Source organism: Halopseudomonas salegens (assembly GCF_900105655.1).
Taxonomy (GTDB): Bacteria; Pseudomonadota; Gammaproteobacteria; order Pseudomonadales; family Pseudomonadaceae; genus Halopseudomonas; species Halopseudomonas salegens.
The window spans coordinates 746,279-757,342 of the sequence record NZ_LT629787.1; the positions used below are offsets into that span (position 1 = coordinate 746,279).

Annotated in this window: 8 protein-coding genes; 4 read left to right on the forward strand and 4 right to left on the reverse strand. The window is 58.1% G+C overall.

The annotated features are described in order from the left end of the window. Positions 1-31: 31 nt before the first annotated feature. Both BLU07_RS03330 and BLU07_RS17950 read right to left on the reverse strand, forming a co-directional pair. Positions 32-1,630, reverse strand: coding sequence for a sensor histidine kinase (locus BLU07_RS03330; protein WP_231701677.1), 1,599 nt, complete (start codon positions 1,628-1,630; stop codon positions 32-34). Then, complete coding sequence (locus tag BLU07_RS17950) at positions 1,602-1,835, reverse strand: PP0621 family protein (protein WP_092384145.1); 234 nt, start codon at positions 1,833-1,835, stop codon at positions 1,602-1,604. The genes BLU07_RS03330 and BLU07_RS17950 overlap by 29 nt, the downstream gene beginning before the upstream one ends. 176 nt (positions 1,836-2,011) lie before the next feature. Here BLU07_RS17950 and BLU07_RS03340 point away from each other — a divergent pair, with 176 nt between their 5' ends. Next, the gene (locus BLU07_RS03340; RefSeq protein WP_092384147.1) at positions 2,012-3,643 is read left to right on the forward strand and encodes an NAD+ synthase; all 1,632 of its coding nucleotides are present in this window, start codon (positions 2,012-2,014) and stop codon (positions 3,641-3,643) included. Positions 3,644-3,690: 47 nt separating this feature from the next. On the opposite strand, the gene BLU07_RS03345 is transcribed toward BLU07_RS03340, so the two are convergent. After that, positions 3,691-4,677: an outer membrane protein assembly factor BamD gene (locus tag BLU07_RS03345; protein ID WP_092384149.1), complete on the reverse strand. Its 987-nt coding sequence runs from the start codon at positions 4,675-4,677 to the stop codon at positions 3,691-3,693. Between the two features lie 182 nt (positions 4,678-4,859). Between BLU07_RS03345 and rluD the strand changes: the two genes are divergently transcribed. The 3 genes from rluD to clpB all read left to right on the forward strand — a co-directional run bounded on the left by rluD (position 4,860) and on the right by clpB (position 9,265). Continuing rightward, the gene (gene rluD / locus BLU07_RS03350; RefSeq protein WP_092384151.1) at positions 4,860-5,822 is read left to right on the forward strand and encodes a 23S rRNA pseudouridine(1911/1915/1917) synthase RluD; all 963 of its coding nucleotides are present in this window, start codon (positions 4,860-4,862) and stop codon (positions 5,820-5,822) included. Next, positions 5,815-6,561 (forward strand): peptidoglycan editing factor PgeF, encoded by a 747-nt coding sequence (pgeF, locus tag BLU07_RS03355; RefSeq protein WP_092384153.1) that lies wholly within the window; start codon positions 5,815-5,817, stop codon positions 6,559-6,561. Before rluD ends, pgeF begins: the two co-directional genes overlap by 8 nt. Before the next feature lie 136 nt (positions 6,562-6,697). Then, positions 6,698-9,265 (forward strand): ATP-dependent chaperone ClpB, encoded by a 2,568-nt coding sequence (gene clpB / locus BLU07_RS03360; protein ID WP_092384155.1) that lies wholly within the window; start codon positions 6,698-6,700, stop codon positions 9,263-9,265. A gap of 52 nt (positions 9,266-9,317) precedes the next feature. On the opposite strand, the gene aceF is transcribed toward clpB, so the two are convergent. Then, positions 9,318-11,057, reverse strand: coding sequence for a dihydrolipoyllysine-residue acetyltransferase (gene aceF / locus BLU07_RS03365; RefSeq protein ID WP_092384157.1), 1,740 nt, complete (start codon positions 11,055-11,057; stop codon positions 9,318-9,320). Positions 11,058-11,064 lie beyond the last annotated feature (7 nt).

An 11,064-nucleotide genomic window follows, 5' to 3' on the forward strand; every position in this document is an offset into this window, starting at 1 on the left:
GGTTCGTCAACTCCCTGTTGGTTTGTCACCATCATACCAGCCGTTTTGCATGCGCAAAGGTTATGCGCATGCAACTGCCCCGCGGTTCTACCGGGGCATACTCCAGCCGGGCCTGGTTGCTCTCGCAGAGTTCACGACAGATATACAGCCCCAGGCCATTGCCGCTGGCTTCAGTGGTATAGAAAGGTTCGAAAATCTGCTCGACCTTGTCCTCATCGATGCCGGGGCCGTGGTCAATGACTTCAAGTACCGGTTTATCGGTTTCCGGATGTTGGTAGAGGTTGATGAAAACAGTGCGTTTGTCATCAATCAGTGGGCTGTAACGCAGGGCATTCTGGCACAGGTTGTTGAGTACCTGAGACAGCTGATTGGGGTCGATCCGGGTCGTAATGCCTTCCTTTTCGATCTCGCAGCACAGGTTGTCTTCTGCCGGGTGGCTAAGTCGGAAGTCACGCGCATATTCATGCAGCCAGAGCGCCAGATCGACCAGTTGCGGTTCGCTCGGGCGTCGGCGTGAAAGCTCCAGCACGGTTTCGATCACTGCGTTCATGCGCTTGGATTGCTGCTGAATGATGTCCAGCAAGCGTTGGTCCTGGCTGTCTTGCACGTCGGACTCGCGCAACAGTTGCGCAGCGTGGCTGATGGCTCCCAACGGGTTGCGGATTTCGTGGGCAATACTGGCGGTCAAGCGGCCCAGGGAGGCAAGCTTCAGCTGCTGGGCCTGCTGTGCTACCTGAGTGTTGTCATCCAGGAAGATCAAGACTGAGCGGTCGGCTTGCGACAGGTGTTTGAAATTCGCCATCAACTCGGCGCCGCCACTGTGGTTGCGGAAGCCGGAAGGTCGGGCAGATGGATTGTGTCGCCATTGTTGCAGGCGTTGTTCCAGCTCAGGTGCCAGTTGGTGCAAGCGCATACCGCGAAGGATTGGCTTGCCGAGCAATTGGGCGCTGGCCTCGTTGGCGACCAGCAGCTGCTGGTCGGCATCAGTCACCATGATGCCGGTACGCATACGCTGGATAATCAGCTGATTGAGCTGTTCAAGGTTGGCCAGGCTGGCAGCCTGTTTTTGTGCCAGACGTTCGGAAACCTGCAAGCGTCGGCTGAGACGCTGGACGAACAGGGCGACAGCAAAGTAAATGCAGCCAAGAACGCCGACTTGCAGATAACTCTGGGGAATCGAGGGATGCGCGAGACTGATAAAAAAAGTCAGGTAGATCAACAGCAGACTGGCGATTGCCGGCAACACCAGACCGATACGCCCATGCAGCAAGACATTGGCCACTGCGACAGGAATGATCAGCAGATTGCCGAAGCCGCTGCCCGAGCCGCCAGCTGCATAGAAAAGTACGCCCAGTAGCAGCATATCCAGGCCAGTGAGGCAGAAAATCAGCAGATCGCGCTTGCCCTTGTAGAGAAAAAGCGCAGTCAGGACGCTGACGAACAGATACAACCAACTGATGGCGTCAAAGAGGGCAGGACTACTCAGTTGCAGCAGGTCGCCGCGCAAAGCGGAGTTGGTCAGCAGGGTAAGGCCGAAACCGAGGATAACCCGATAGAGGTTATAGACCCGCAGAATGCGTGGGCGTTGAAGGTCGACCGGATCACTCATGATCTGCGTCACGGTGCTCATGGCAGCAATACCAGTATTCCCCCGACTGCAGCGCCTGATCTTGCGGCAAATGCAGCTGGCAGTGCTGACAGCGGACCATCAATGGTGGCTTTGTCGGGTCCGCCGACGGTGCCTGATTGGCTGCGTGCCAGGCCTGAATGCGCCGCCACAGTGTGAGGCAGGCCACAATCAGGATTATCAGGATAATGAGTTTGATCAGCCCCATGCTCTCTCGCTACAGGAAATCACTGGTTCAATGCGGGGCAGGCCAAATGGCCACCCTCGGCATTGGTTGATTGAGTGTCCAGTTTAGCCTGCAAGCAGGGCGCTTAACCAGCAGACGATTGCCCCGCCAGCGCGCTTGCCGGACAATAGTGGCAATGACCTTGATGGAGATGATTGATGAGCGCCAGTTTGCGTGTGGTAATGGCCCAGCTCAACCTGCGGGTAGGGGACGTTCAGGGCAATGTACAGCGCATTGTTGACATGGCTGTGCATGCCCGCGATGAGCTTGATGCCCGGGTAGTGGTCTTTCCCGAGTTAAGTCTGTGCGGTTATCCGCCGGAAGATTTGCTGCTGCGCTCAAGCATGCAGGCGCGCATAGAAGCCGCGCTGAACCGATTGTGCAATGAAGTGCAGGGCATTTACATGGTGGTGGGCTACCCCTGGCGCGAAGGCGAGCTGTGCTTCAATCAGGCTGCAATCATTGCTGATGGCCAGGTGCTGGCGACTTACGCCAAGCAAGAGCTGCCCAATTACAAGGTATTCGACGAAAAGCGTTATTTTGCCGCCGGCAACAGCCCCTGCGTGCTGGAGATCGATGGCTTGCCTGTCGCTTTGACTATCTGCGAAGACATCTGGCATCCAGGACCCATGGCCCAGGCCAAAGCGGCGGGTGCACGCCTGATGTTGAACCTGAATGCGTCACCTTTTCACATGGATAAACAGGCTGAGCGCGAAGCGGTATTGGCTGAGCGTTGCGCCGAAAGCGGTATGCCGATTATCTATGTCAATCAGGTCGGTGGGCAGGACGAGCTGGTATTTGACGGTGGTTCGGTGGCAATGGGTGCACAGGGTGACCTTGCGTTGCGGGCGCCGGCCTATGTCGAAGGCCTGTATCCGGTGGATGTTACACATACCGGGCAGCAGGTGTTGTTGCGCCAGGGCAGTGTTGCTGCCTTGCCCGAACTGGAATCCAGCGTTTATCAGGCGCTGGTCACCGGTGTGCGCGATTATGTCAACAAGAATGGTTTCAAGCGCGTAGTGCTCGGGTTGTCCGGCGGTATCGATTCGGCGTTGAGCCTGGCCGTTGCTGCCGATGCGCTGGGGCCAGAGCGGGTAGAGGCGGTAATGATGCCTTATCACTACACGTCCAGTATGAGTCTTGAAGATGCCGAAGCCCAGGCCAAAGCCATGCATGTTGCCTATCATGTGGTGCCGATCGCCCCCATGGTAGACGCCTTTATGCAGAGCCTGGCGCCAATGTTTGAGGGCCTGCCACGAGATACCACAGAAGAGAATCTGCAGGCCCGCTGTCGAGGAACCCTGTTGATGGCATTGTCGAACAAGACAGGGGCGCTGGTCCTGACCACCGGCAACAAGAGTGAAATGGCGGTCGGTTATGCCACCTTGTACGGTGATATGGCTGGCGGCTTTGATGTGCTCAAGGATGTGCCCAAGGTACTGGTGTTCAAGCTGGCGGAATACCGCAACCGCCAGGGGCAGGTGATCCCGCAGCGGGTAATCGATCGCCCGCCGAGTGCAGAGCTGGCGCCGGATCAGAAGGATGAGGATTCACTGCCGGGTTATCCGGAGCTGGACGAAATTCTTCGGCTGTATATCGAGCACGATTTGTCGGCCACCGCAATCATTGCCGCCGGCTTTGATGCCGATACGGTCAAACGGGTGTTGCGGCTGGTAGATATCAATGAATACAAGCGTCGGCAGGCCGCGGTTGGCCCGCGGATTACCCAGCGCGGCTTTGGTCGTGACCGGCGTTATCCGATTACTTCCGGGTGGCGAATGGAAGACTAGCAATAAAAAAACCGGCCAAGGCCGGTTTTTTTATTACTTGTTTGAGCTCAATCCAGCAAGCCGAAGGTCAGGCGGCTCCACCAACTGCGCTGCGGTTGCTGTGGAACGCGGATTTCACGCGGAAGACTGGCAACTGCATCGTTGTACTGGCGTTGCATCTCGCGGTCCATCATTGAGCCCTCGGCTACCGTGGGCGGGGTCAACAATTTGTCCAGAGCGCCTACGGTCATGCTCTCCACCCAGCCGGCTTGGCGCTGGCGTGGTTCTACATGATGACGGAACTCGCCATTGTTCAGGCTGGGGTGTTCAGGGTAGTTGCTCTGCAAGGTCAACAGCGCGGCATCAGCCAGATCGTTCAGTGCCAGGCGTTGGTAGGCTTCGACCATCAGCGCAAGACCATCACTGACGGACGGGGTCTGCTGAAAGTTCTCGACGATGTAGCGGCCACGATTGGCGGCAGCAACATAGGCACCCCGTTTGAGGTAGAAATGACCGACATGGGCATCATAGGCGGCCAGCAGGTTGCGCAGATAGACCATGCGCAAGCGCGCATCGGGTGCGTATCGGCTATCCGGATAGCGGCTGACCAGTTGGGCAAATTCATTGAAGGAGTCGCGCGCACCACCCGGATCGCGGCGCGTCATATCCAGTGGCAGGAAGCGCTCGAACACACCCTGATCCCGGGTAAATGATGCCATCCCGCGAATGTAATAGGCGTAATCCGCATTCGGATGTTGTGGGTGCAAGCGAATAAAGCGCTCAGCGGCGGCGCGGGACGCTTCCGGCTCGATGTTCTGGTAATAGGCGTAAATCAGTTCCAGTTGGGCTTGTTGTGCATAGCGGCCAAAAGGATAACGCGATTCAAGAGCTTGCAACTTTTCAATGGCAGCGGCGTAATTGCGGCTTTCCAGGTCCTGTTGCGCCTGCTGGTAAAGCTCGCTTTCACTCAATGACTCATCGATAACCCCACGGTTCGAGGCACATGCGGTGAGCAGGACCATGAGGGCGATCAGCAGAATGTGTTTCATTGGCATAGTACGTTATCCAGTGGGAGGCCTTGTCTGTTGCGCGCGGGGCCGTCCTGTTATAGTTGGCGCAGTTTATTGCTGTTGGTTGGACCAGCAGCATGCAACGAAGCCGTATTTAACCACAGCGCAGGCCCGAAACCAAAAGGGATTCATGTCTGCCCCAGCCTGCCACACTTCAGCGAGTCTGCATGTCCGAACGTATCCGCTTGTCCGCCCAGGTCAGCCCGCAACAGGGCGGTCAGCGTCTTGACCAGGTTGCCGCCCAGTTGTTCCCCGACCACTCACGCTCTCGTCTGCAGAACTGGATCAAGTCGGGTGAACTGACCGTTGATGGCCGCCAGCTGCGTCCGCGTGATGCCGTTTTTGGTGGTGAGGAGCTGGTGCTGGATGCCGAGCGCGAAGTGCAGGGCGACTGGCAGGCGGAAGCCATCGCGCTGGATATCGTCTATGAAGATGACGCTTTGCTGGTGATCAACAAGCCCGCCGGTCTGGTCGTGCATCCGGCTGCCGGGCACCATGACGGTACCTTGCTGAATGCGCTGCTGCATCATGTGCCCTCCCTGAAAACCGTCCCGAGGGCCGGTATTGTGCATCGACTGGACAAGGACACCACAGGCCTGATGGTCGTGGCCAAGACCCTGGAAGCCCAGACGGCACTGGTCAATCAGATGCAGGCACGCACCGTCAGTCGTGAATACGAGTGTGTGGTGGTCGGGGTGATGACCGCTGGCGGCAAGGTCGATGAGCCGATTGCCCGGCATGGCGTCAATCGGCAGAAAATGGCAGTGGTGGCTGGCGGCAAGGAAGCGATCAGTCATTATCGGGTGATTCAGCGCTATCGCGCGCATACCCATGTCAAGGTCAAGCTGGAAACTGGCCGCACCCATCAAATCCGGGTGCATATGGCGTATATCCACTATCCTCTGGTGGGTGACCCGGTATATGGCGGGCGCATGCGCATCCCCCCGGGTGCCAGCCCTGAATTGCTGCGCGAGTTGCGTGAATTCCCGCGTCAGGCCCTGCATGCCCGGCGGCTGGAACTGGAACATCCGGATGATGGTCGCTTGCTGCATTGGCAGGTGCCGCGTCCGGCGGACATGCAGCACCTGCTGGCGCTGCTGGAAGAAGATGCAGGAGAGCTGCATGACTGAATTGCTGAGCAATTGCCTGACTGCCCGCTGGCCGGCTTTGCCTCGGGTGCGTACCTGTATTACCACGCGGATCGGTGGGAACAGCCAGGCACCCTGGGACAGCTTCAATATGGCTGCGCACGTGGGGGATGATGCCGAGATGGTAGCGGCCAATCGGACACAGTTGCAGCAGGCTCTGGATTGCCAGCCGGCATGGCTGCAACAAAGTCACAGCACCCGGGTGGTAGCTGCGGATCCGGGTCAGGACGTCGACGCCGATGCCAGTTGGACGGACACACCAGGTATTGCCTGTGCGGTGCTGACTGCCGACTGTCTGCCGGTGTTGCTGACTACCTTTGCTGCCGATCGGGTGGCTGCAGCGCATGCGGGCTGGCGCGGGCTGGCTGACGGGGTGGTGGAAAATACCCTGGCGGCGCTGGAAGTTCCCGGCAATCAGGTGCTTGCCTGGCTGGGTCCGGCGATTGGTCCGCAGGCTTTCGAAGTCGGTGAGGATGTGGTCGAGGCGTTTGTTCGTCAGGATGACAGCGCCTGGCAGGCATTCGAGGAAACCGGGCAGGCGGGCAAGTACCTGGCCAATATTTATCAGTTGGCACGGATGCGTCTCAAGGCTGCCGGGGTCGAACATATTTATGGTGGTGACTTGTGCACTGTGAGTGACCCGCAGCGTTTCTATTCCTATCGCCGTGATGGCGACACCGGGCGCATGGCTTCACTGATCTGGCTGGCTGACGCCGATTGAGTCGGTTGGGAAGAAGCGACAAATAATTGACCCTGATCAAGTGTCAGCCCCTTGAAACGGCAATAATCAACCCTATCTATTAAGCATATGATGAATGCTGCCGGCTTCTGGCTGGCCAACAGATAGGACAGTGACCATGCGTATTGACCGTTTCACCAGCAAGTTGCAGACCGCCCTGGCTGATGCCCAGTCGATGGCGGTTGGCCGCGACCATAACCAGATTGAGCCGGTTCATCTGCTGCTCGCATTGCTCGAGCAGCAGCAAGGCTCCATCAAATCCCTGTTGATGCAGACCGGGTTTGACGTTCAGACCCTGCGTCATGAGCTCACCACGGTAGTCGACAAACTACCCACCATCAGCAACCCGACGGGCGATGTGAATCTTTCACAGGATCTGGCGCGCCTGTTGAACAAGGCTGATGGGCTTGCACAGAAGCGCGGTGATCAATTCATTTCCAGCGAACTGGTGCTACTGGCAGCACTGGACGACAACACGCCGTTGGGCAAGATTCTGCTCGGCCAGGGTGTGAGCAAGAAGGCGCTGGAAAACGCGGTCAATAACCTGCGTGGCGGCGAAGCGGTCAATGACCCGAATGCCGAAGAGTCCCGTCAGGCGCTGGATAAATACTGCGTCGATATGACCAAGCGGGCGGAGGAGGGCAAACTCGATCCGGTGATCGGCCGCGATGACGAAATCCGGCGCACCGTTCAGGTATTGCAGCGTCGCACCAAGAACAACCCGGTGCTGATTGGTGAGCCCGGCGTCGGCAAGACCGCGATCGTCGAAGGTCTGGCGCAACGCATTGTCAATGGCGAGGTGCCTGATGGGCTGAAAGACAAGCGTCTGTTGGCGCTGGATATGGGGGCGCTGATTGCCGGTGCCAAATTTCGTGGCGAGTTCGAGGAGCGCCTGAAGGCCGTCCTCAATGAACTGGACAAACAGGAAGGCCGAATCATCCTGTTTATTGACGAACTGCATACCATGGTCGGTGCCGGCAAGGCGGAAGGCTCCATGGATGCCGGCAATATGCTCAAGCCGGCGCTGGCCCGCGGTGAGCTGCATTGTGTCGGTGCCACCACACTGGATGAATACCGGCAGTACATCGAGAAGGATGCCGCGCTGGAGCGGCGCTTCCAGAAAGTGCTGGTTGATGAACCGAATGAAGAAGATACCATCGCCATTCTGCGCGGGTTGAAAGAGCGCTATGAGGTGCATCACAAGGTTGCCATCACCGACGGCGCTATTATCGCGGCGGCCAAACTCAGCCACCGTTACATTACTGACCGCCAGTTGCCGGACAAGGCGATTGACCTGATTGATGAAGCAGCCAGCCGCATCCGCATGGAAATCGATTCCAAGCCGGAGGCGCTTGACCGCCTGGAACGTCGCCTGATTCAGCTCAAGGTTGAGCGTGAGGCGTTGAAGAAAGAAGATGACGACGCAGCGCTGAAGCGCCTGGAAAAACTCAAAGAAGATATCGTCAAACTGGAGCGCGAGTACGCTGATCTGGAGGAAATCTGGAAGGCGGAGAAGGCCGATGTGCAGGGCAGTGCGCAAATCCAGGAAAAGATCGAGCAGGCCAAGCAGGAGCTGGAGAACGCCCGGCGCAAAAGTGACCTCAACCGCATGGCGGAGCTGCAGTACGGGGTTATACCGGATCTGGAGCGTAGCCAGCAGATGGCGGAGCAGCACAGCAAAGGTGAGAACCAGCTGCTGCGCAGCAAGGTAACTGACGAGGAGATCGCCGAAGTGGTCTCCAAGTGGACCGGGATTCCGGTCAGCAAGATGCTGGAAGGTGAGCGCGACAAGTTGTTGCGCATGGAAGATGCCCTGCACAAGCGGGTCATCGGCCAGCATGAAGCTGTGGTCGCGGTGTCCAATGCGGTACGCCGTTCGCGTGCCGGCTTGAGCGATCCCAATCGGCCCAGCGGGTCTTTCCTGTTCCTCGGCCCGACCGGGGTGGGCAAGACCGAGCTGTGCAAGGCGCTGGCGGAATTTCTCTTTGATACTGAAGAGGCCATGGTGCGCATCGACATGTCGGAATTCATGGAGAAACACTCGGTGGCTCGCTTGATCGGTGCCCCACCCGGCTATGTCGGTTATGAAGAGGGTGGTTACCTGACCGAGGCAGTGCGGCGCAAGCCTTACTCGGTAATTCTGCTCGATGAGGTCGAGAAGGCGCACCCGGATGTGTTCAATGTCTTGTTGCAGGTGCTGGAAGATGGTCGCCTGACCGATAGTCAGGGCCGTACCGTGGATTTCCGTAATGCGGTGGTGGTGATGACCTCGAACCTGGGGTCAGCGCAGATTCAGGAGCTGAGCGGCGATGCTGAAGCCCAGCGTGCGGCGGTGATGGATGCGGTCGGCCAGCACTTCCGTCCGGAATTCGTCAACCGCATCGATGAGGTTGTGGTGTTTGATTCGCTGGCGCGGGAACAGATTGCCGGGATTGCCAGTATCCAGATTGATCGACTGCGTCAGCGTCTGGCTGAACGCGATCTGACCCTGGAACTGGAGCAGCCGGCTATCGACAAGCTGGTTGCCGTCGGCTACGACCCGGTGTATGGGGCGCGTCCGCTCAAGCGGGCCATCCAGCGCTGGATCGAGAACCCGTTGGCACAGCGTATTCTGGCTGGTGACTTCGCCCCGGGGACAACCATCAAGGCAAGCATCGTTGACGACGAGCTGAACTTTTCCAGCTGATTGACCGGTACTGACAAAAGGCCGTATTCCGCCAGGAATACGGCCTTTTCGTTTACAGCAGCATCGAGCGAATGTCTGCCAGCAATTCACCCAATCTGCGGGTGAACTGGGCGGCCGCTGCGCCATTGATCGCACGATGATCGTAGGACAGTGACAGCGGCAACATCAGCCGTGGCTGGAAACTGTCGCCATCCCATACCGGCTGCATGCTTGCCTTGGAGACGCCAAGAATCGCCACCTCGGGGCTGTTCACAATGGGGGTGAAGTAGGTGCCGCCAATATGCCCCAGGCTGGAGATGGTAAAGCAGGCGCCCTGCATATCCTTGCTGCCGAGTTTCTTGTTGCGTGCCTTGTCGGCCAGTTCGGCAGCTTCCCCGGCCAGATCCAGCAGGCTCTTGCGATCGACATCGCGAATCACCGGTACCAGCAGGCCATCCGGCGTGTCCACGGCAAAGCCCAGGTGCACGTATTTTTTCTGGATCAGCGCCTTGCCGTCCGGGCTCAAGGAGGCATTGAAATCCGGCATTTCGCGCAGCAAATGAGCGCAGGCCTTGAGCAGGAAGGGCAGTAGCGTCAGTTTGACGCCGGCTTTCTCGGCAGCGGTTTTCTGCGCTTTGCGGAAGGCCTCCAGTTCGGTCATGTCGGCCAGATCAAACTGGGTCACATGGGGCACATTCAGCCAGCTGCGGTGCAGGTTGGCAGCGCCGACCTGTTGCATCCGTGTCAATGGTTTTTCCTCGGTTTCGCCAAAGCGACTGAAGTCGATTTCGGGTACTGGAGGTATTCCGCTCTTGGCTGGACCGGCCTGCTTGCGCTGCTGCATCACGGTTTTGACGTAGCCGTCGACATCTTCCTTGAGAATGCGCTCGCGCGGGCCGCTGGGTTTGACCTCGGGCAAGTCAACGCCGAGTTCCCGTGCCATTTTGCGCACCGCCGGGCCGGCATGCACCTTGGTGCCTTCGCGGCTTGGGCCACCAACCGGTGGTGGGGTGCTGTCGTCGCGGTCATCCGCGGACTTGTCTTTACTACTGTCACTGGATGCCTTGCGTTCCGGCTGGTCGTCTTTATTTTCCGCTGTCTCTGCCTGGTCGTCGTCCGAGGTGTCGCCGGTGTCTTCCCCTGCGTCATCAGCGTCATCCGCCCCGGCGCTGGTGCTTAACGTCAGCATGGCATCGCCGGTTTTGACTTCCTGCTCCAGCTTGAGATCAATGGATTTGACCACCCCGGCCTGTGGCGAGGGAATCTCCATACTGGCCTTGTCGGACTCGAGTACGATCACTGAGTCTTCGGCCTGGATTTCGTCGCCCTCCTTGACCAGGATTTCGATCACCCTGGCGCTGTCGCCACCGAGGTCGGGAATCTTGATCGCTTGTTCCTGTGTTTTTTCTTTGTCAGAAGTGCTTTTGGAAGCGCTTTGTTTTTTCGATTTCTCAGGCTTATTGTCGGCTTTCTGGTTTTTTTCTGCGTCTTTGTCCGTGTCCTGATCTTTGTTGTCTGACGAGGCTTGCTTGTCCTCGGTGTCATCCTCGTCTGCATCGCTCGCGCTGTCGTCCTTGTCGGCTTCTGCTTCCAGCTCGATCATGACATCACCCTCCTTGAGGGTGTCACCGATCTTGACCTTGATGCTTTTAACCACGCCAGCCTTGGGGCTGGGCACCTCCATGCTGGCCTTGTCGGATTCCAGTACCAGCAGTGAATCTTCTGCGGCAATGCTGTCGCCTTGCTTGACCAGAATCTCGATGATTTCACCCTCACCGCCGCCGATGTCGGGTACTTTGATGGCTTCACTCATACCGTCG

Bases quoted from the DNA above. Each gene is read 5' to 3' on its own strand.
- BLU07_RS03330 (WP_231701677.1), bottom strand. From the start codon at position 1,630: ATGAGCACCGTGACGCAGATCATGAGTGATCCGGTCGACCTTCAACGC.
- BLU07_RS17950 (WP_092384145.1), bottom strand. From the start codon at position 1,835: ATGGGGCTGATCAAACTCATTATCCTGATAATCCTGATTGTGGCCTGC.
- BLU07_RS03340 (WP_092384147.1), top strand. From the start codon at position 2,012: ATGAGCGCCAGTTTGCGTGTGGTAATGGCCCAGCTCAACCTGCGGGTA.
- BLU07_RS03345 (WP_092384149.1), bottom strand. From the start codon at position 4,677: ATGCCAATGAAACACATTCTGCTGATCGCCCTCATGGTCCTGCTCACC.
- rluD (WP_092384151.1), top strand. From the start codon at position 4,860: ATGTCCGAACGTATCCGCTTGTCCGCCCAGGTCAGCCCGCAACAGGGC.
- pgeF (WP_092384153.1), top strand. From the start codon at position 5,815: ATGACTGAATTGCTGAGCAATTGCCTGACTGCCCGCTGGCCGGCTTTG.
- clpB (WP_092384155.1), top strand. From the start codon at position 6,698: ATGCGTATTGACCGTTTCACCAGCAAGTTGCAGACCGCCCTGGCTGAT.
- aceF (WP_092384157.1), bottom strand. From the start codon at position 11,057: ATGAGTGAAGCCATCAAAGTACCCGACATCGGCGGCGGTGAGGGTGAA.